18 protein-coding genes are annotated in these 21,519 nt (G+C 36.3%); 2 read left to right on the forward strand and 16 right to left on the reverse strand.

Translation table 11 applies throughout. The features are described 5' to 3' along the window. Positions 1-527: 527 nt before the first annotated feature. The gene (locus BFA01S_RS10275) at positions 528-1,385 is read left to right on the forward strand and encodes a mechanosensitive ion channel family protein (protein ID WP_305848775.1); all 858 of its coding nucleotides are present in this window, start codon (positions 528-530) and stop codon (positions 1,383-1,385) included. Positions 1,386-1,491: 106 nt separating this feature from the next. Here the strand turns inward: BFA01S_RS10275 and BFA01S_RS10280 are convergent, their stop codons facing one another. From BFA01S_RS10280 to BFA01S_RS10315, 9 genes are all read right to left on the reverse strand, one after another. Beyond that, entirely contained in the window at positions 1,492-2,211 is a 720-nt protein-coding gene (locus BFA01S_RS10280; RefSeq protein WP_066229467.1) for an SH3 domain-containing protein, read from the reverse strand. Between the two features lie 346 nt (positions 2,212-2,557). Then, positions 2,558-4,351, reverse strand: coding sequence for a DUF4972 domain-containing protein (locus BFA01S_RS10285; protein WP_066229469.1), 1,794 nt, complete (start codon positions 4,349-4,351; stop codon positions 2,558-2,560). An 810-nt stretch (positions 4,352-5,161) separates the two neighbouring features. Continuing rightward, positions 5,162-7,462 (reverse strand): hypothetical protein, encoded by a 2,301-nt coding sequence (locus tag BFA01S_RS10290; protein ID WP_066229472.1) that lies wholly within the window; start codon positions 7,460-7,462, stop codon positions 5,162-5,164. A gap of 123 nt (positions 7,463-7,585) precedes the next feature. Next, a complete protein-coding gene (locus BFA01S_RS10295; protein ID WP_066229475.1) occupies positions 7,586-7,888 on the reverse strand; it encodes a site-specific integrase in 303 nt (100 codons plus the stop codon). A 228-nt stretch (positions 7,889-8,116) separates the two neighbouring features. Further along, positions 8,117-8,398, reverse strand: a complete 282-nt coding sequence (locus tag BFA01S_RS10300; RefSeq protein WP_066229478.1) for a hypothetical protein — start codon at positions 8,396-8,398, stop codon at positions 8,117-8,119. A 4-nt stretch (positions 8,399-8,402) separates the two neighbouring features. Beyond that, positions 8,403-8,714, reverse strand: a complete 312-nt coding sequence (locus BFA01S_RS10305; protein ID WP_066229481.1) for a hypothetical protein — start codon at positions 8,712-8,714, stop codon at positions 8,403-8,405. A gap of 165 nt (positions 8,715-8,879) precedes the next feature. Then, positions 8,880-9,449, reverse strand: a complete 570-nt coding sequence (locus BFA01S_RS10310; protein ID WP_066229484.1) for a LamG domain-containing protein — start codon at positions 9,447-9,449, stop codon at positions 8,880-8,882. A gap of 456 nt (positions 9,450-9,905) precedes the next feature. Then, positions 9,906-10,376, reverse strand: a complete 471-nt coding sequence (locus tag BFA01S_RS23660; protein WP_369690820.1) for an immunoglobulin-like domain-containing protein — start codon at positions 10,374-10,376, stop codon at positions 9,906-9,908. 959 nt (positions 10,377-11,335) lie between these two features. Further along, positions 11,336-11,986: a hypothetical protein gene (locus BFA01S_RS10315; RefSeq protein WP_169800462.1), complete on the reverse strand. Its 651-nt coding sequence runs from the start codon at positions 11,984-11,986 to the stop codon at positions 11,336-11,338. Between the two features lie 235 nt (positions 11,987-12,221). Here BFA01S_RS10315 and BFA01S_RS22405 point away from each other — a divergent pair, with 235 nt between their 5' ends. Beyond that, positions 12,222-12,368, forward strand: a complete 147-nt coding sequence (locus tag BFA01S_RS22405) for a hypothetical protein (protein ID WP_156483595.1) — start codon at positions 12,222-12,224, stop codon at positions 12,366-12,368. A 618-nt stretch (positions 12,369-12,986) separates the two neighbouring features. Here BFA01S_RS22405 and BFA01S_RS10320 read toward each other — a convergent pair. The 7 genes from BFA01S_RS10320 to BFA01S_RS10350 all read right to left on the reverse strand — a co-directional run bounded on the left by BFA01S_RS10320 (position 12,987) and on the right by BFA01S_RS10350 (position 21,511). Then, complete coding sequence (locus BFA01S_RS10320) at positions 12,987-14,693, reverse strand: hypothetical protein (RefSeq protein WP_066229490.1); 1,707 nt, start codon at positions 14,691-14,693, stop codon at positions 12,987-12,989. A gap of 575 nt (positions 14,694-15,268) precedes the next feature. Continuing rightward, positions 15,269-16,579, reverse strand: coding sequence for a UDP-glucose dehydrogenase family protein (locus tag BFA01S_RS10325; RefSeq protein ID WP_066229493.1), 1,311 nt, complete (start codon positions 16,577-16,579; stop codon positions 15,269-15,271). 1 nt (position 16,580) lies between these two features. Continuing rightward, positions 16,581-17,468, reverse strand: coding sequence for a UTP--glucose-1-phosphate uridylyltransferase GalU (gene galU, locus BFA01S_RS10330; protein ID WP_066229526.1), 888 nt, complete (start codon positions 17,466-17,468; stop codon positions 16,581-16,583). Positions 17,469-17,483: 15 nt separating this feature from the next. After that, complete coding sequence (locus BFA01S_RS10335) at positions 17,484-18,254, reverse strand: glycosyltransferase family 2 protein (RefSeq protein WP_066229496.1); 771 nt, start codon at positions 18,252-18,254, stop codon at positions 17,484-17,486. After that, positions 18,251-19,360 carry a glycosyltransferase family 4 protein gene (locus tag BFA01S_RS10340; RefSeq protein ID WP_066229499.1) on the reverse strand — a complete coding sequence of 370 codons (1,110 nt, stop codon included), beginning with the start codon at positions 19,358-19,360 and terminating at the stop codon, positions 18,251-18,253. Before BFA01S_RS10340 ends, BFA01S_RS10335 begins: the two co-directional genes overlap by 4 nt. After that, on the reverse strand, positions 19,357-20,496 hold the full coding sequence (locus tag BFA01S_RS10345) for a glycosyltransferase (protein ID WP_066229501.1): 1,140 nt from the start codon (positions 20,494-20,496) through the stop codon (positions 19,357-19,359). The genes BFA01S_RS10340 and BFA01S_RS10345 overlap by 4 nt, the downstream gene beginning before the upstream one ends. A 91-nt stretch (positions 20,497-20,587) precedes the next feature. Beyond that, positions 20,588-21,511: an NAD-dependent epimerase/dehydratase family protein gene (locus tag BFA01S_RS10350; protein WP_066229504.1), complete on the reverse strand. Its 924-nt coding sequence runs from the start codon at positions 21,509-21,511 to the stop codon at positions 20,588-20,590. Between the last annotated feature and the right edge of the window lie 8 nt (positions 21,512-21,519).

Genomic DNA, 21,519 nt, shown 5'->3' on the forward strand with positions numbered 1-21,519 from the left:
ATTTTTCAAAAGTCACATTTATTATCGTAACAATTTTCTTTTTGTCTGTCAATAACTTTTTTCAAAATTATTTTTTCAACATAATTTCTTTTCGTTAAGGACAGGATTACATCTTATCATAAACAAATAATCTTGTAAACACCTAAATTCTTTTCTGAAAGAAAAAGTATTTTTGAAATAATTTTCTCTCAGCGGTGAATTCCTATATTACTCCGTTTCTTTCTAGATGTCAACAAAAATCTATATCTAATTATTCCATTGTAAATTTCTCTATAAAACCGCTTCAATTTTCAACACAATTATAGCTACCTATAATAGGCTTAGTATCCATTATACTTACAAACAATTAATTGTTTATAAACATCATTTCTTCTCTATCTCCAATGATAAATACAATAAACCTTTCTAATTTTCTTATCAATAAGCATAGGAAAATCACCCCAACAAAGAGCCGCTCCAGTTGAAGAAAGGATTCATATATGAAACAATAAGCAAAATAATAAGCGAGTGTGCCAATACATTATTAAATGAGAAAGGATGGTTTTTTGTTTAATTTAGAGAAGTTTAATTGGGAAGGTTTATTAGTGAATGCGAGTATTATTACTTTAAAAGTGATTGGAGTTTTAATTGCTTTTGCGATTGTGAAAGCTATCGGCAGAAAGATTATGGAACAGACTTTTAAAAAAATAATGAACCGAAAAGAGATTTCAGAAGGACGTACATTAACTTTACATAAGCTGGCAGAAAATATTTTCTCTTATGCATTAATCTTTATTCTTATTGCCACTTTATTTAATATATTCGGTTTATCTGTCGCAAGCTTAATCGCTGGGGCTGGAATTGTTGGATTAGCGATTGGATTTGGCGCTCAAGGACTTGTGAGTGATGTCGTAACTGGATTTTTCTTATTATTAGAAAAACAAATTGATGTAGGTGATTATATTACAGTAGGAAGCTTTGATGGAATTGTAGAATCAGTAGGACTGCGTACAACTCAAATCAGGAGCTTCAATGGGACACTGAACTATATTCCAAATCGCGAAATTAAGAGTGTGAGCAATCATTCCCGCGGTAATATGCGTGCACTCGTTGATATCGAGATTCCTTCCGATGACAATATCGACAAAGCCATTGATATTATGCAGAAGGTATGTGACCGCATTGCGAAAGAAAATCCATTAATCGTAGATGGTCCTAATGTGATCGGTGTCCAAAGTCTCGGTTCATCCAATACTGTCATCCGCATTATCGCTAAGACAGAAAACATGGAGCAATGGGCAGTAGAACGGGAGATTCGTAAAGCAATTAAAGAAGTATTGGATGAGCACAGATTAGACATTTCATTATCTAAACCAGGAGAAAATTCAGAGAGGTCATTCGAATAAATTAATAAAACACCTGCAGACATGAACTGCAGGTGTTTGCCCTTCAGTTTAAGACTTTTAAACCTTGGCAACGAACCTCTATATAATTCCAGAAAGCATCATACTTTTACCATTTATAATTATATATTTTCCAATTTGATTTGGAATCTTGTTTAATAAGGGATAACTGCTGATTATAATCATACATATCATCTTTGCTCACTTGGGAAACATTCAGATATTGCACACCGTTTTTTGTGTAGTATTCAATAGTTGGAGGTTTAGGATTATTTTTCGATTTCCAATCAAATCCCCATATTCTATACACCGGGAAGTCTGTTGGAATCCATTCATACAGGGCATTTTTTTGCTTATCTTTTTTTCCTGTGGGATGCATATCATTCTTAATAAGGTTATCAATATAAGCTGTTGTATAACTTGGAGATAAGATAGAGTGAATTTCTTTCTTCGTATAAGATTTATCATATTTCAATTTACTCATTGTGCCAATAGCCTGATCCGTTATTGCCTTGGCATCAGTATTAGACATTGTATGATAAAAGCGTAAATATTTAGTTAGTACATAGCCTTTCTTTTTATTTAATCTGATTTCCGACCATCCATTTTTCGTTTGGGAATACACTGTTAGCTTCGCTTTATTTTCTAAAGTTCCGATTTTCTTATGATTCGCACCTGCTCCGCTTCTCACATTAAGAACCCCTGAGTCAATATCTACATATGCGGTTTTTGCTTCGGTTGCCTGTACACCTAGTGAAGCAGTTGCTGAAAAAAACAAGATAGCTGTTAACATAAGGACAAGTAAGACTTTTATTCGTTTTCCTGTCATCCTTTTCCCTCCTAAGATTATGGATCGAAACTTTCTTTTCACATTAAGTTAAGCTTACTTCCAATCATCCATGTCGAGCAGTAAGATACATAACAACTAATTACACATATACTTTAAAACTATTCGTTATTTCATTAAGTTTTCCTTTTATTAAGGAAAGTTTTTAATCGTAGTTATGTATACCCTTCTTTTTAAGTCATACTCTGCTTATTTCAAGTGATTTCAATTATAAAAAAGATAAAGAAGGCAGATAATCAAAAAACTATGACTCTCTGCCTTCACTTTTATATTTTATTGTGTTTAAACATTAGTCAAGTGAACCCGTAACCCTAAATTCCAATCACAATTATTCAAAGAAATCTAGTTTATTTACACCGTCAACTATCAACTTTCCTGAAGCTGATGTTGATGTGATTTTAAATTGTGTCTCACTTATTTTTTCAACTTGTGCTTCTACATTCGCATTAGTAAGACGACTATTTAATCTAGTCACTAGTGCGTCGATTGTTGCAAATTTAGATGTCAGTTGGATTGTTGCTGTATTTGTACCATCACTAATTGTAAATGTACGATTTTTAGATGTGTCTGCATCCTTTCCTGTTGCCGATGACTGTTCAAAGAAGTATGACCAGTCCTTACCTTCTAATGTAAAGGATGAAGCAGATCCTGTTTGGAACGTACTAATTTGGAAAGTATCAGTGAATCCATAAGCAGATATAGGACGACTCATAAGAGCCTCTGCTCCGCCTTTATCAATATAATATTGTTGAATATGACTTTCTACAACGCTTCCCATCGATGCTCCCAACGGAAAATCTGTTGAAAGTTTCCAATATACATATATTGGAATAATTTCCCCATTTATCTTAATCGTAAAATCTTTTCGATTACCAGTAAAGTCTCCAACTGTCACTGGTTTACTAACAAGCTTTGCTTGAGTTGCATACACAGTTGAAAAATCAAGATTCGCTATCGTTTTACTTATAATACTCATAGGTACTACAGTTGTTACTTTGAAAGCACCTGCTTTTATTACTTTTCCATCTTTTTTTACTTGGGCAGTGACTGTAATAGGGCCACCTGCCGCAATACCTGTTACTTTTATCGTCCCTGCAGGATTTTCTGTTACAGCAGCTACTGCACCAGACTCGTCACTAGACGTAAGAACTAAAGTTTCTCCATCTTGAAGTGTAACAGTATTGCTTGAGTCGGTTGCATTAGTCCGAATTGTTATATCAACTAATCCAGATAATGCTGTAACTTTACTATTTTTAAAAGCTTCTACCGCTTGATTTAACGAAGTTTTTGCATCTTCTAATTGCTGAGTTGTTTTACTTGATGCATTATCTAACACCAGTTGTGCTGAATCGATAGCTGCTTTCAATACAGCTTTTGACCCTGCCATATATTGACCAGCTGTTGCCCCTTCTTCAGCATTCGTATGGAGATTTTTTGCTTCATTAACTGCTGTAGTCAACGCTGTCGCATCTCCTGCTTTAATCACTTTATCTTTAAATGCTGTGAATGCGGTATTTAATGTTACAGTTGCTTCATCTAATTGAGTTTGAATTTTATCAGCTCTAGCATCATATACACCTTGAGCTGTGATAATGGCTGTCTGTAAAGCTTCTTTATCCGCTTGAGATACCTGACCTACTCCTGTTCCCACGACCGTTCCGCCAAGTATCGTATTCGCTTCACTTATTTTTGTATTCAGAGCTGCCGCATCTCCCGCTTTAATCACTTTACCTTTAAACGTTGTTAATGCATCATCTAATGTTGCAGAAGCTTCATTTAATTGGACTTGCGTTTTATCCGATCTTGCTTCATATACATCCTGAGCTGTCTCAATAGCTTCTTGTAGAGCTTCTTTATCCGACTGGGATACCTCGCCTACTCCTGTTCCGACAGTCGTTCCACTAAGCGATGCTGTTACTTCACTTATTCTTGTGTTAAGATCCGTCGCATCTCCTGCTGTTACTTTATTATTTTCAAAAGCAAGAACTGCTTGTTCTAAAGTATTTTGTGCATCCAGTAATTGTTTTACTGTTTTATTTTTCTGATTATCTAAAACTAATTGAACCTCATCAATAGCTGCTTTCAATGCATCTTTGGAACCTACTGTATATTGACCAACCATTGTTCCCTCTACTGCATTAGTATAAAAGCCGGTTGCCTTATTAATTTCTGTAGTTAATTCTGCTATTATACTATTCTCGTCTTATACCATTTCAGGCTTTCGATTCGAGCCTTCACCATGCGGGCGACTTTCATCGCACACGGCGATCCATCAACAACTGTTCCTTTTTTATCATAAAGTATCAATTGCTGACTGGGTTCCTTCGCTCCTGCCAGTTTTATCCTCACCACATGTTACCATGCAGCTCCAAACGGCCAGCAATCTACACTACTATGAACCCGCTGCCATCTCATTAGCATCACTGGTGCTGATCCACCTCCACTAATGTGATTTCAAACGTTCCATTATGTCCATCCCTCATTTTGACAACCTTAGGTCTCCACTATTCAGGTATGAGAACGACCATTTTAACAGCCTAAATTATACTGATCGCCATTACATCATTTCAAATGCAAGGATAAATACTGAACTCCTAGTAATCTCTCAGAATTTACTACCTCACCCTGCCTACATGGATTCGTCTGCCTAACCATAGTTGCCTTTTAAAGAACCCCGCCTCAATTTCATGAGTACGACTTCACCTGACTTCACCCTTTCTGCGTATCAGCGCGTCACCGGATGCAGGAGAATTAGGCACTTGCTTTAAAAGACTGTTTAGCAAGGATAGGAACTTCCCCTATCAATTCGAACATAATAGTTAGAAAATACATCATGATAGATAAACTCTTTATAAATTCATCAGTATCATGAAATATCATTTCCACTTCTTTCACTGGATTACCAGTTTATGAAGTAACGTTTCGTTTCATTTTATTCAGGAGTTACCGTAATATCTATATTAGAAATTTCTTTTACTTGATTAAACTTACCATCATTATTCCAGCCTTTAGCTGCAGTTAATGCATCTATATGCCCAAAGCCGCTTAATGTTTCAATTGCTACAGCGTCACCATCTGTTAAGATCACCTTTAAAGTACCTGAGCTATAGAAATACTCACCTGCACTGTTAACTTCTGATAGAGAAGCTGCTAATTTATAACTCCCAGCCAAAGTGTGTAAAGCAAGTGGTACTTCAGCATTACTATAAGTTAATTTCTTCAAGTCAAAATCTGAATCTGCTTCAACATTAGTAAGACCGCTAATTTCAAGAATATTATTATCTCCATTATAAGCAGCCAGGGTAAATGCTGCATTATTAGTAGAATCTTCTGTTACTGCGGTTGTCTCTCCTACCTTTTTTGCCCTTTTATCTGTTGCATTTCTTTCTATCACTACTACTACTTTACCGTTAAGAGCAGTGATAATTCCATTACCTGGTAAAAGCGACCAACTGCTTACATCGGCATTTAATACTGGTTTTCCAGCATTTGCGTCCGTCATATTCTCAAATACTTTATATACAAATTCATTACCCGATTGTGCAGCCCCATTTACAGTAATCACTGTTTTATCATCGCTCGCATCATCATCTTTAGCTGACAATACTAAATTCCCAATTGTTGATTCAGTGTGACTCCCGCCATCAGAAACCGGCGGCACAGTATTATTCGATATTTCAATACCAACAGCTTCTTCTACACTGCCTTTGTTGTCAATTTTGATCTCCTCTGTAACAGAAGGATCTTTTTCTATTTTTTTAACTACTGTATCTTCCGCAATATTAATTACTGGGTTGCTGTTTCCAATGATTACATGTGCTAAAGATAGATCTCCTTTCAACGTAATATTAGCAAGTGCTTGTTCACTTTCAATTAATAATGAATTTAATTTTGTACCATTAGCAGCGTTAATTATCGCACTTGTTTTAAGAATCATTTCTCTAAGGGACACATCTGATCCCAGCTTCACTTCAGCACCTTGACCCTTCACGATTACATTTGCTAAAAATAACTCACCATTTAAAGAAACGACTTCGTTGCTTTTTGAAGTGTTAATAATCAGATTTCCAATTACTGCATGATTTTCTGCACTTACTTGAGCTCCAACGTACAAATTTAAAATTGGAATTTTACTGCCTCCGCCTATAACAAGTTGAATGAACGAAGGATTTGCCAAAATCTTAGCCCCTGTATCAGGCTTTTCAGCTGCCTCTTCTACCTTTACAATTCCTTTTGCATTAACATTTGTTAACTTAACTTGTCCAGCAGAACCATTAACTGTTTTAATAAGGATATCACCCTCAACATTGAGATTTTTCAATTCGAGATATGTACCTTCACTGGAAGTTATAACTAAATCCTTTTTTACGGTTGTTATTTCTTTTGTTCCATAAACCGTAGGGTTTGCTTGTTCAGTTGACTTTGCATCTATCTGAATAACAAATCCATTTTGAAGCTGGTTTTTACTTCCCTTTAAAATATTGGTCATTCCCTTTAATTCCGGGTATTTCCCCTTATGAATCTTATTCCCTGCCTCTTTGATTGCAATAGCTCTTCTCTCAAGTCGTTCAAGCTTCTTATAATTTTCTTTTGCCTCTTGTATTTTATCTTCTTCCAGTTGCTGAGCAATTTCATTTTGAAGAGTATAGGAAGATACTTCATATATCACTGATTCTTTCATAATCTTAGGTTCTATTAAAAATTTACCCCTAATGATTTCACGATTTTTTTCACCATAAACTTTACTAAATACTCGCTCTGCTTTCTTCATTTGATCCGCTAAATCATAATATGCTTCTACCATATCATCATTAATCGTTTCGGCTTTTATATATTTTTGTAATCTATTAACGTGAATATTAAGTTCCTTTTCCATATTTATTGCATCAATCAATCTAGCAGCTTTTAATTGGTTACTTTTTGCTATTTCCAATTGAGCCGCTAGCTTATTTTTATTAGATCCTTTAAATTCACTTACAGCCTTTTCTGCTCTTTTAATATCATTTTCAGCTTTATTATAAGCATTTAGAAATCCCTTAGAAATGACAATTTTATCCCACTTAGTAAGATCATAATAATCTTTCAAAAGACCCGCAGATTGATTTGCCTGTTTTACAAGATCAGCCGTATTTGAAGATGCCGAAGCCTCCACAGGACTACCTGCTATAACAGCCGATGTAGTCGCTGCGGTTATTGCTGCAGCATGAATAAAGCTTTGTGTAGATTTTTTCACATCTACCACTCCTATTATCAAATTAAAATACTTTAATACATTATCATGTTTTAATAGGATTCTGATAAAGTTTCTGAAAATTTTTTGTAATATATTTTTTGGAAATATATAACATAATGTCATCTAGTATTTAATTTTGTCCTTCCTTAACTGAATGAATGGCTCATTTATTACCTCTTTGGTTGTTAGAAAATCGTTGTATACTTTTAAACTATTAATCTTTTTATTGATTGTAGAAACGGCATAGTCTTCCTTTATCAGATGTTCCTTGTATCTTACAAATGAGAAGCGGGATAGTACTGGAATGTCCTTTAGCTTCTCCTGCAGATAAAATTGAAATCCTTTTACATCGTTTACATATGACTCTATTGTTTTCACTGCTTCCCCTTCTGTAAAGGGCCAGTTAGAAAAATGATCTACATTCAAGCATGATTCCCCTCCAAAAATAATAAAAGACTATTGATGTATGTCTTTATACACCAATAACCTTTTATGTTTGTTTTTGATTCATTTTTGTTTTCCTTCTTTCATCTCATCTAGCGACAGTTATATAATAATGCCATGAGTTTTTTCATATCTTTTTTGGCAACAATCCATGATGCAATTGGATTCTACGAAATCATATTTTTTCATACTTAGTTTTGTCGTGAGAAATCAACTAGAAATGTCATGAGCTTGCTCCAACAACTCTGCCAGACGTTCAAGATAGTCGATATAATTTTGAATCATCTCCCTTTGGTATTGCTCAGGAAGATAGGAAATAGCCCTTTCGATTTGTCCTTTGTCAATCTCAATAACTTCTTCTACAACCTCTACTAACAATTGTTCAATAAGCTCAGCTTCTGATATCGTTCCATTTCCATAGAATCCTGTTCCCTCATTAAATGCTCGATATCTTACTTCACCGTTTATAATAATCTTATGATACTTTGACATCTCTTTATTTCTCCTCTTGTACTCTTTTTCTTAGCACCGGCTCTCCATCTTTTAATAAAACTTGAAGTAGCCATTTTCTACTTTCAGGATGTTCCACAACCATACCGATCCACTCTATTTCATCCCGGTCATCAAATAACATCGTTTCAACCAAGATTGAGTCAGGAAATCCTTTTAACATTTCCTTTGGCACAAGTGATTCATCAATCTCATCTAGATACAGTTCATGCCCTTCAAAGCTAATTTGGTTTCCATCAATAGCTACTAAGAATTCCTTTTCTAATGTTTTTACAAACCAATTAATCCCATCATTCATTATTTCTCCTCCTAAAATAAAAATAGCCCTAACTCCTCAAAAGGAATTAGGGCTTATAGTACTCCTATACATGATTATAATATAAGTTTATTTTTCTATTTAATTCGATTTTCTTCTATTAAAAGAAAAGCCCTATAGAAGTTTCTCCCCACAGAGCTACAACCATTAGTTATTTTTAAGCTGATATAATGAATTAATCTCACTGGCGGATAATGCAGTATTATACATTCTAAAATCATCTACTGCCCCATCAAGAGCGTACCATGACGAATTCAGCCAGCCAATATACATTGACCCACTATTTGATGTTGATAAATTTACTGGTACAGAAAGATTATTTGATAATACTTCCACACCATTAATATAGGCTTTCTCTTGAGTGGATGAAATGGTAAAAGCTACATGTACCCATCCTCCAACAGTAAAGGGGTTATTTATCTTCATTCCTTTATTACTCGGTACACGTTGATACCATAGGTCAGCAGCGTTTGATCCTGTATAAATATAACTGCTCAATGAACCCTCCTGTCCCTTTACAAAAACAGCGTGATTACCTTTTGCGATAAAGTTATTATCATTATTAAACTCGCCATAGTGACTATCCATCCTTACCCAATAAGAAACTGTCATCTCTTGGTGTAAAGCCAATGAACTATTTTGAAGGACTTGTACACTGCCTGTTTTATTTACTCCACCAAATTTAATAGCTCTTCCAACAGTTCCATTATCATACACAACATTGGATGGATTGATAATCGTCCCATTGTTTCCATATCCAGAAGTATCATTGACTGTATCATCAAAAGTTAAATGTAATACTAAACTGCTATTCTCACCTTATATCCTACTAGACTTTCGAATGAGCCTTCACCATGCAGGCGACTTTCGTCGCACATGGCGATCCATCAGAAGTAGTTCTTTTTTCTTATTTCCCCAACTTTTATTATAAAATAAAAAGTTTGAGTTCTGTTAAATTTTTTATTTTATAATAAAAATAGCCCTAACTCCTCAAAAGGAATTAGGGCTGATGGTACTTCTATACATGATTATAATATAAGTTTATTTTTCTATTTAATTTGATTTTCCTTATCAAAAAGAAAAGGTCAGTGAAGACTTCCCCACTGACCCTTCCTTTCAATCTATTATCTTTTTACATTTCCCGGATATTAATAACAACTAACCCTAGGAGACTTACTCTTTTGTTGCTGTAACTGCTCCATTTGATCCAGTTAATCTTTCACGAGGAATGACAACCTTAAAGTTTTGAGTTGTTACTGCTTCACCCTTAGAAATTGTGGCCGTAAGAGTTACAGTGACATCTGAAGAATAAAAAGATGGACGATTCACTTCTCCAGTAGTAACATTTATTCTATTAATTGAAGCAGTCCCCCAAGTAATTGTAGTTCCATTCGCACCAGTAGTTGGTAAGACTAACTCAGGAGTATCTGTAGTTGCACCTTGTCCTTGTTTGAAACTAAGATTTAATGGAAGGGCAGCTTTATCTACTTGTACATCAATAGTGTTTTGGACAGCAGTTAAACGGTTTTGTAAATCCGTTTTTACTTGTCCAGTTAACGCGTTTACTAATGTTTTAGCTGCGTCTACATCAGCTTGAGACTTCGTGTTTTCAGCCTTTTCGACTGCTGTTGTAGCCTTTGCTATTTCTGCTGTAGGATTTGCTCCTTCGCTATTCCCGTCTTATACCGCATTAATACGGCTTTCGATTCGAGCCTACACCGTACGGGCGGCTTTCACCGCATACGGCGTGCCATCAGCAATAGAATTCATTCCTTTTCCCAATTCAACAATTTCCGCCAATATTCTTAATAACGAACAAGTAGATCAAAAAATAATCTTTTGTTCTTATTAAAGAACAAAAAGTTTTAAAGAAAGGGACAACCATAAAATGATGATTGTCCCTATTTTCTTTCAACTTATTTTGGGGAAATAAGTTATATTAAGAATTCTACCACTGACTGGGTTCCTTCGCTCCTGCTAGTTTTATCCTCCTCATATGTTACCATACAAGTCCAAACGGCTAGCAATCCACACTACTATGAACCCGCCGCCATCTTACTAGTTTCACTGGTACTAATCTACCTCCTCTAGTAAGACTTCAAACGTTCCATTACTTCTATCCCTTCTTTTGATAACCTTAGGTCTCCACTATCCAGAAATGAGAACGAATGGTTTAACAGCTTAAATTATGCCAACCGCCATTATGTTATTTCATACATAAGGATGAATACTAACCTGCTAGCTTATATCGTAGTATTCACTATCTCATTCTGCTTACATGGATTCGTCTGCCTGACCATAGTTAACTTTTAAAGAACCCCGCCCCTATTTCTGAGTACGACTTCACCTGACTTCGCCCCTTCAGTTTATTAGTACCTCACTGGACGCAGGAGAATTAGGCACATGAAACATTAGTTAATAAATGTAGGTATTAACTAATGTGAAAGCTGTTTTCATGATTAGGAATTTCACCTAATAAATTTGAAGTAACAGTTAGAAAATACCTCATGATGAATAGACTTTATAAAAGATGCTATTATCATGAGGTATTGTATCCACTTATTTCGCTAGACTACTAGCTTATAAAGTAACGTTTCGTTTTATTAATTAGCAAGAGTAATAGTAGTTACTGCTGTAGCATTTTGTACAGATTCAACTTCATCAGTTACTGTGATAACAAACTTATAAGTTCCAGGAGCTTTATCACCAATTGAAGCTTCAGCAACAGAACCATCAGCAGCTGTTGTACCTAATGCAATAGCAGCTCCTAGTTCACCAGCGTCTACTACGCCATTAGAGTTAGCATCTGTCCACTGATATGCTGTAACAGTTAAACCAGCTGTATTATCAACAATAGCACCTGCATTACCTTTAATAGTATCAGCTGTACCATTTGCATTATCAGTACCTAGAACAAATTTAGTAGCATCTACACTAGCTCTTTTTACTAAAGCTGTTTTAGCTGCAGTTAAATCAGTTCTAGCTTGATTTAATTGAGCTGTTGTTGCGTTAGTATTAGCAGCTGTTGTTTTAGCTGCAGTTAATGCCGTTTGAAGCGCTGTCCAAGTAGCTGTTTTATATTGAGCTTGATTTAATGCTTCAACCGCAGTAACTTCTGCAGCTAGATCTGCTTTGGCTTGCGCTAATGCAGCAGCAATTTGACCCGCACCAGTGTTATCTGTATCAACAACTACTACTGTATTTGTAGTAGCGAAGTATTCAACAGTTTCTCCCACTGTAACAACACTCTTCACGTAATCAGCTGCAGTGTAAGTTTCGTTAGAACCAAATTTCTTCAATGTTAAACCATCAAGTTTAATAACTGTATTATCAGCTAATTTAATTTCTTTTTTATCAGTATCAACTACAGCAACTTTTCCAGTTACATAAGCACTTGGATTAGCAGTAAATTGAATAGCAGCTGATTTATTTGGTAAGCTTACTTGTGAAGCAGAAGCTTGTACATCTACATTATCAGCAACATTGCTTGTGAATTTAATTTTCGCTACACCATTAACTGCTGGTACCTTAACTGTTGTAACTGTACCTTTCTTAGCAGTTGCAATTGTAGTACCTGCAGCATTTTTAATTGCTACATCATCATATTTTGCTGTTACTTGGAATGAAACTTCATAAGCACCATTACCTTTATAGTAATCAAATCCATTTTGGTCAACTGATTGGTAAGTGAATGTAGCTTCTTCTCCTGCAGTTAATGTAGTAACTTCTTTATTATCTTTATTTGTTACTTTTAATGTTGCATTTTCAACAACAGCTTTACCGAAGTATACGATTTCTCCATCTTTTTGAAGATCGTCTTTATCAAGTTTACCAGCATCAGTGCCGTTATCAAGGAATACAGTTGGAGTTGCATAAGCATTTTCTTCACCAGTTAATGTGAATTCAACTTGTCCTTTATCTCCTACTGTTAATGCATATACTCCTTTTTCAGCTACTACTTGTTGAGCACCATCTTTTACATTGTAGTATACAGGTTTAGTTGCGATATCTTTATTTAAGCTACCTTCTTTAAATGTAAGGTATACAGTTGATCCTTTAGGAGCAAGCTTACCGTCTTTATCTGTTACTGTAACAGTATACTTACGTCCACCTTTACCTGCTGTTTCATCCGAAGCAGCATTTTGTTGACCTTCTGCCTTAACATCTAGACCTAAAGTATGAACGTTTTCAAATGTAACTTTTGCAGCTTTTGCTTGAAGTTCAGTTACATCAAGTTTGTCATCACCAGTCCACTTACCCGTTTACTGTTGCACCATCAACGAATACGATTGGTGTTACAGAAGCACTTTTACCAGTTAAAGTGAATGTTGCTTCACCTTTATCATTTAATTTCACACGAACTTTATTAACTCCACCAGTTGTATATTGGTAAGGGTATGCATCCCCAACGATAGTTGCATCTGTTACTGTAACATCTCTAACTGCTTTGTCAGGTGTTACACCAACGTTTTCAGCAAACGCAATGTTTACATAATCATCTTTCACAGGATTACCGAATTGATCAACTAACTTTACTTTATAAACTTTCTTAGAACCGTTCGCTAAAGTGCTACCAGTAGTTACTTCAGTAATAGTTAAACGCTCTTGAACGCTCCAGTAAACTTTACCGTTAACTGCACGGTTACTTGCATTACCAGTTGCATAAGCGATCACTTGATCTTCGCCACCATTGTATTGAGTGTAAGTGTACTCAGCAACACCGTCTGCATTTGTGTATACTTCAGCAACATGGTCTTTATTAAGAGTGTCACCTTGTTTTTTAACGTTAAAAGTAACAGGAATACCAGCTTTAGATTCGCCAGTTTTTACAGTTACTTGTGCTTTAACAGTTACTTCTTTACCTACAGTACCTTGAACAGATGGAGTTGTAATAGTGATATCAGAAGGAATTACAGCTGATACACCTTTGAATTTACCAAGAGTAGATTCACCAGCTTTTACAGTGTACTCTTTACCGCCTTCTTGAGCAGAAGTAGTGATAACAATTGTTTTGTTGTCAGTTTGCTTAACAGCAGCGTTTTTAACTTCTAATCCTGCGATAGCGAATCTGATAGAAGCAATGTCTTTTACTTCTCCTTTGAATGCTACTTCAACAGTTGTAGTGTTAATAGCTTTTACAGAAGCAACTGCTGGAAGTGGACTAGCTTTAGTGATTTTATCTCTTAATTCAGTTTCTTTTGAACGAAGTTGCTCTTCAATTTTCGGAAGCTCTGGGTAAACATCAGTTCTGCCAGGATAGATTTTTCTACCAGCTTCTTTAATAGCTACAGCACGTTCTTTAAGACGGTCTAATTTAGCTAATTCAGCATCTAAGCCGTTGAAATCTTCTTTTGCAACTTTTTCTGCAATTTTGTTAAGTAATTGATATTGAGAAACTTCATAGATTAATGCTTCACGAGTAAGTTTAGCATCTTGTAAGAATTTATCTCCGAATGCTTTACGAACTTGTTCACCGCGTACTTTACCGATAACACGTTCAGCCTTCTTAATAGTATCAGATAATTTATTGTAAGCTGTAACAGTTTCAGCTCCAAGAGTTTGAGCTTTAACATGAGCATCTACAGCTTTAGTAGCGTTTACTAATTCACCTTTAACTAGCTTTTCAGCGTCGATATAGCGAGCAGCATCTAATTGTTGACCCTCAGCTTTTGCAACTGTAGCTTCATGCTGTGCTTTATCTTTGCCATTGTATTTAGCTAATGCAGCTTTTGCGTTAGCAATAGCTTTTCTAGCATTGTTATTTGCAGTAACGAATTCTCCAGATACTTTAATATCTGTTGAACTATAATATTTAACTAGTGCGCCTGCGCTTTGAGCTGCTTGTTTAACAGCTTTCTCAGTTGCTGAAACTGATGCAGCATCAGCAGGAGTTGCAGCTACAACTGTAGTAGCAGCTACAGCAGCAGTAAGACCAAATTTTGCGATTTTCTTCTTAGACATGTTTGCGTGTTCCCCTTTCGAGTTTTAAAGATTGTTATTGTGGTACTGATAGATAAATAGATTTTCTAGGAATATGTATCTATCAATAAACAAACAAGAATATAATATGTATCCTTCCTGTAATTAGGAATTATTCCACAAAAAACTATTTATTGCAAGTTTTTTATTTTTTACATATGATTGTTAAATGAAGAATACATTTCCAATAATATAACATTTGTTGCTAAATTTCTAGTCTTTTTTCAAAAGAAAATATGACAGTTTATTACAAGATTAGATATTTACTACTATTAAAGTCTATCTTAAAGAGATTTCCGACTTATAAAAAACTTAAAAATCAACTAAATATTTTAATCTAAGTAAAAATAAGGATAATATTTTTACTATATTTTAGGTAATTAATGAACTGTTTACCATATGTTATTTATATTACCATATAATATCTATATTTCCATTACATTTTTGTAAAAATATGATATAAATTTCTTAATAATCCAAATAAAAAACGAGCCTAGCAATAATTATTGCTAGGCTCGTTTCCAATTTAGTATCCAAAAAATAGATTTAATTATTAATTAAACTGGGTAAATAGACCTTCTCCCAATAGAATGATATTCCACTTGATGCTTCCCTGCTTCTTCCAGAGAGTAACAGTTTCTTCCATCAAATACGACCGGTGTTTCAAGCCAGTTCTCGTAATCATGGAATGTAATTTCTTTTACTTCATTCCATTCCGTTACGATAAATACTGCGTCAGCTCTTTTAACCGCTTCTTCTGCACTGCCCGCATATTGAACTTGTTCAGGGAGCAGCTTTTTCGCATTATCCATTGCGATCGGATCATAAGCGATTACTTCTGCGCCTTCTCTTACAAGCTCTTCACTTAAAATAATTGAAGCAGCTTCCCTCATATCATCTGTATTCGGTTTAAAAGCAAGTCCTAATAAAGCAATTTTCATTCCTTTTAAAGAACCGAAACGCTCTTTCGCCTTTTTCATTAATAGACGCTGCTGTTCGTTATTCACTTGAATAACAGATTTTAAAAGATTGAATTCATGCTCTACGAAGCTTGCGATCTGAACGAGTGCGTTCGTATCTTTTGGGAAACATGAACCACCGTAGCCGATACCCGCTTGAAGGAATTTATTACCGATACGGTCATCCATTCCCATTCCCTGTGCGACATCTCCTACATTTGCCCCGAGCTTTTCGCAAAGATTAGAAATTTCATTAATGAAACTGATCTTTGTTGCTAAGAAAGCATTTGATGCATATTTAATCATTTCTGCACTTCTAATATCTGTTTTAAACACAGGGATGCCAAACGGCTTGTACAGCTCTTCAAGTGTATTTGCCGCTTCTTCACTTTCTGTTCCGATGACAATACGGTCACCGTTAAATGTATCTGATACAGCTGATCCTTCTCTTAGGAACTCCGGATTGGAAGCAACTTCTACTTTTACATCTGCTTTTATATGTTCTAAAATAATCCGCTTTACTTTTTCATTCGTGCCGACTGGTACAGTGCTTTTCGTTATAACGATTGCGTCTTTCTGCAAGTTCTCTGCAATATCAATTGCCACCTGCTCCACAAATCGTAAATCAGCTGTACCGTCTTCCTGTTGCGGTGTACCGACAGCAATATAGATGACATCTGCATCTTTAAATGCCTTGTTATGCTCTGTTGTAAAGTTAAGTCTTCCCGCCTCGTAGTTTTTCACCATAAGCTCTTCTAAGCCCGGCTCATAAATCGGCGAGATTCCTTTTCTCATTCTTTCTACTTTCTGTTCATCGATGTCCACGCATATAACATGGTGGCCGATATCCGATAAACATACCCCGGTGACAAGTCCAACATAACCCGTTCCTACAACCGCTATTTGCATTTTACTTTCCTCCATTATCCTTTGCGACAACTTTTTTTAAATAATCCAGCACTTCATCTCTTAAGTCTTCCCGCTCTAGTGCGAAATCAACAGAAGCTTTAATGAAACCGAATTTATCTCCCACGTCGTATCTTATACCTGAGAACGGGTATGCTACGACAGAGTGAACATCGTTTAAAATTTTAAGTGCATCTGTTAATTGAATTTCTCCGCCCGCGCCAGTCGGAAGGTCTTCTAAAATATGAAAAATATCAGGTGTTAAAATATAACGTCCCATAATCGCATAATTTGACGGTGCTTCACTTCTATCCGGCTTTTCAACGAGTGAATCGATTGTAATAACGCCGGCTTCCGTCTGTTCAGCTCTCGGTGCGATGATACCATATTTCGATACATCCTCATCTGCTACCTGCTGAACACCAACGACAGAGCATTCTGTTCTTTCATACATATCAATTAATTGTTTTGTACATGGAGTATCTGATTTTACGATATCATCTCCAAGCAGTACGGCGAAAGGTTCATTACCGATAAAACGGCTTGCACAATGGATCGCATGTCCAAGTCCTTTCGGTTCTTTTTGACGAATATAATGGATGTTCGCAAGATTAGAAATAGCCTGCACTTCATCCAACATCGCTGTCTTCCCTTTTTTCGCCAATGTTTCTTCTAATTCATATGATTTATCAAAATGGTCTTCAATCGCTCGCTTTCCACGTCCGCTTACAATAATAATGTCTTCAATCCCTGATGCTACTGCTTCTTCAATAATATATTGAATTGTCGGTTTATCAACAATCGGCAGCATTTCCTTTGGCTGTGCTTTCGTAGCCGGTAGGAATCTTGTTCCTAGTCCTGCTGCTGGTATAATCGCTTTTCTTACTTTCATCATATAACCCTCTCCCTATTTCAAATACGTTTTCTTAACTGCGTGAAAGGCATAGCCCAGAAAGCTGATAATAGATGTCGTTAAGTTAAGTTTTTCAATATCACGGTACACTTTCCACGTTTGTTTCGCGGCTTTTACTTTATTGCTTGAAATTGACCCTGGCACGAGACGATACTTCGCTAATACTTCCTGTAATCCATGAGCTGTTATTCCTCTTTTTAAGATAGAAAGCCATAAAGCAAAGTCCTGTCTTGTCCGAATGTTCGGCATTTCAAACGGTCCTGTTTTTTCTCTATTGACGACAACAGTTAAGCAGCCGATAATCGTATTTCGCAATAATCCTTTATAATTGATCTGGCTTGGAACATTAATAGTACGATTCAATAAATTCCCGTCCACATCCATAAGCTCGTACTCTGTATATGTAAAGGCATAATCATTTTCTTCCATAAAAGCAATTTGCTTTTCTAATTTTTCCGGCACCCAAAGATCATCACTGTCTAAAAAGGCGATATATTTCCCCTTGGCCGCTTTAATTGCCGTATTGCGGGCAACCGCTGCACCGCTGTTTTCCGTCAGTTCAATAAGTTTAATCCGCTCGTCCTGTTCGATAAAGCTCCGGATCAGCTGTCTTGATTCGTCTTTTGAACAATCATCAACAATAAGCATTTCCCAGTTCTCATACGTCTGTGCCATAACGGACTTAATCGTATCAGGAATAAACCGGGTACTGTTATAAGAAGGAGTGATAATAGAAACGAGTGGCTGCTTTATCTGTCCGCTCAACTTCTCACCTTCTTTCTATTTAATTTCTGTTCATAAAGTGTCACCATGTATGCTGCATTTTCTTCCCAGCGGTATAGCTTTTCCACATGAGGTCTTCCCCGTTTTCCCATTTCTATTCCCTTTTCAGGATTTTCCATGAAATAAAGCATTTTCTCTGCAATTGCTTCTGCATTTTTCGTCTCAATGACAAAGCCTGTCTCGTTATCGATAACTACTTCCGGCAAGCCGCCGACATTTGCGACAACGACTGGAACTTCACAGGCCTGCGCTTCCACTGCTGCCACTCCGAAGCTTTCACTGTCCAGTGTAGAAGGGACAAAAAAGACATCAAATTCATTAATCTTAGCCGGGACTTCATGATGAGAAATTCTTCCCGTAAACGTCGTATGCTCTGCGATCTGCAGTTCATTTGCCAGACGTTTATAATCATCAAGCATCGGTCCACCGCCAACGATAGTTAAATGGGTTTTATTAAAGAGCTGCTCGTCCACTTTTTCTTTAAAAATAGCATATCCTTTTAACAGGTAGGCGATACCGTATTTCTCAGTCATCGTTTTTACAATACCGAAGTTAATCTTATCTTTTGAATGCTGACTTTCTTCATAAGGACGGAAGACATCGAGATTGACACCGAATGGAGTTACTTCAATTTCTTTGGCTGTATACTTGGCTGTTTCCACTTTCATTACTTCACTCGTCGAACAGATCATATCAGCTTTCTTCAATGCATATTTTACCATAAATGTATTAAGTGCACCTTCTTTAGGAAAGTCATAAATATCCATTCCCCATACAGAAATAACATAAGGATGGTAATTAGCCATTGCACCGATAACTCCGTAACTTGATACGTAATGTGCATGAAGAATCTCCGGTCTCTCTTCTTTTAAGATTTTTTTCAATGCTGGTACTGTAAGGAAATATGTAAGCTTATTACCCCCAACTTCTAAATAATATGTTTTTACATTTTTCCAATGTGTGCGGTCTTCTTCATCTTTATGGCTGTCAAAACTGATGTTAATGACATCGAAACCGATGCTGTTATAATAATCGAGGAATTTCTTCGTATGAACATTATTTGCTGGTGCTAGTACAGCTATTTTCAATCATTGTTCCTCCCAACTCTTATGTTCTCCATATCTTTTGCAACTTGGCATACTCTTGCATACCAGCTGTGATTCTTTTTCGCATTTTGCTCAATTTGCTGTTTTGCTTCCTTATACCGATCTGTCTGAAGAAGGTCTAAGACAGCTTGTGCATAATTATCTTTGTCAACAGTTGATACCGTTCCAAATCCCTGCTCAGTTAAAATTCTCGCTTGTGCATCACAATCCGTTGCTGCAACAGGAAGATGATATGATAAATATTCAAATAATTTAACTGGAACAGCAAAGTCATGATAAGCATTCTTTTCTCTCGGTATGAGTGCTATATGTGTATGCTTATAAATATCAATAAGCTCGTCACCTGACAGATGGCGGACATTCAGCCATGAATACTGCTCATATTGTTGCATTTCCTTGTACTTATTGTACTCCTCTTTACGGCAAACTAATTCAAGTTTCACAACTGTTTCCTTTTCATTTATCTGTTTGAACGATTCGAGCATCATTAAAATACCGATCTGGTCGCTGATGCCGCCGACGAAAACAGCTTGGAAAGGCTTTTCAAGTGTTAATTCCTTCTGTTCTGCCTGGACATCTTCCATTCCTGGAGGCAGCTCACTAATAGTTCCTTTCCAGCCGACATAACGGTTCATTTCAAGGGAAGGCAAATAAAGAAGATCTACTGACTTTTCGTATGTTTTCAATTCTCTTTCATATACTTTGCGCATAAGATACCTTAAAAATTTTATTCCTTTTGGAGGGACATACATATCATCAAATTTCCAGTATACATCCCGGTAAAATAAGCTGATTGGAATATGATGCTTTTTTAAGAGCGCCCAGAAATCACTGTCCATTTTCAATTTCTTCGGTTTTCTGTCAGGGTCTGTAAACCAGTACGGCATTGTACTGTTTTCCATGTAGCAAAATAAAGCATCCGAAAAACGGTTCTGCTCTTTATATTGTTCGATTAAACGTTCACGCTCTGACGTTGTACCGGATATTAGTACCATTTCAAGCTCCTGCTCTGTGCAGTAGCGCTTGAAAGCTTCTACGATTCGTTTCGGCCTTACACCCGAGCCGCTTTTCGGATTTTTTTGTAATTCGTACGGAAAATATACGATAATATGTTTCATATGTATACCTCTATTCAAATAGGATAGAAAAATAAAAAACTCCCGTCATCCCCTATCTTATGGATAGGTTCAGCAAGACGGGAGATTTGCTTTAACTTATAACATTTTCATTGTAGTAATGTAACGTTCTTTTTAAACCTTCTAAAAGAGAAGTTCCAGGATTCCAGTTCAATACCTGCTTTGTTCTCTCATTGCAAAGGACACTGTCACGAATATCGCCATGGCGCTCTTCTTTATAAATAGCATCGATCTCTTGGCCCGATGCTTCTTTCATCGTTTCAAACAGCTCAGCGATGCTTATTTGACTTCCTGATGAAACATTCAATATTTCATTGTGGCCAGCCGTTAATGCATTCACATTTGCAGAAGCAACGTCTTCTACATAAACAAAGTCTCTCGTCTGCTTGCCGTCTCCATAAATGAACGGCGCTTTATTTTGCGCTAAGCAGTCTGAGAAAATCGCGATTACTCCGCCTTCACCGTTAGCATCCTGGCGAGGGCCATATACATTACTGTAACGGAGAATTGTATAATCAATACCGAATAATTTCTGAGCCATTTTCAAATAGTATTCAACAGAAAGCTTTGACACTCCATATGGAGAAAGCGGTTCTGTCGGATGACTTAAATCAATTGGCAATGCCACTGTATTGCCGTAAACAGCCGCAGATGATGCAAAAATAATTTTCTTTGCACCGTATTTTCTTGCCGCCTCAATTAATTTTAATGTTCCGTGTATATTGACCGTTTCATCGTACAGCATATCATTGACTGAGTTTGTTACACTCACTTGTGCTGCGTGATGGATAATTGCTTCCGGTCTGAATTCCTTGAACACTTCATCTACCATATCGCTATTAATATCACAGTCCATAATCGGGATATTATGTACAATATTCCCTTTATTACCTGTAATAAGATTATCAATTACGTATACATCATGTTTTTCCTGAAGTAATTTATCGACGATATGCGAACCGATAAATCCGCATCCGCCGGTAACAAGAACTCTCATTCTGGAGA

The organism is Metabacillus fastidiosus NBRC 101226 (assembly GCF_001591625.1).
Taxonomy (GTDB): Bacteria; Bacillota; Bacilli; order Bacillales; family Bacillaceae; genus Metabacillus; species Metabacillus fastidiosus.

Excerpts from the sequence above, each read along its gene's own strand:
- BFA01S_RS10275 (WP_305848775.1), top strand. The coding sequence starts at position 528 with ATGAGAAAGGATGGTTTTTTGTTTAATTTAGAGAAGTTTAATTGGGAA.
- BFA01S_RS10280 (WP_066229467.1), bottom strand. The coding sequence starts at position 2,211 with ATGACAGGAAAACGAATAAAAGTCTTACTTGTCCTTATGTTAACAGCT.
- BFA01S_RS10285 (WP_066229469.1), bottom strand. The coding sequence starts at position 4,351 with ATGGTTGGTCAATATACAGTAGGTTCCAAAGATGCATTGAAAGCAGCT.
- BFA01S_RS10300 (WP_066229478.1), bottom strand. The coding sequence starts at position 8,398 with ATGTCAAAGTATCATAAGATTATTATAAACGGTGAAGTAAGATATCGA.
- BFA01S_RS10305 (WP_066229481.1), bottom strand. The coding sequence starts at position 8,714 with ATGAATGATGGGATTAATTGGTTTGTAAAAACATTAGAAAAGGAATTC.
- BFA01S_RS10320 (WP_066229490.1), bottom strand. The coding sequence starts at position 14,693 with ATGTCTAAGAAGAAAATCGCAAAATTTGGTCTTACTGCTGCTGTAGCT.
- BFA01S_RS10325 (WP_066229493.1), bottom strand. The coding sequence starts at position 16,579 with ATGCAAATAGCGGTTGTAGGAACGGGTTATGTTGGACTTGTCACCGGG.
- galU (WP_066229526.1), bottom strand. The coding sequence starts at position 17,468 with ATGAAAGTAAGAAAAGCGATTATACCAGCAGCAGGACTAGGAACAAGA.
- BFA01S_RS10345 (WP_066229501.1), bottom strand. The coding sequence starts at position 20,496 with ATGAAACATATTATCGTATATTTTCCGTACGAATTACAAAAAAATCCG.
- BFA01S_RS10350 (WP_066229504.1), bottom strand. The coding sequence starts at position 21,511 with ATGAGAGTTCTTGTTACCGGCGGATGCGGATTTATCGGTTCGCATATC.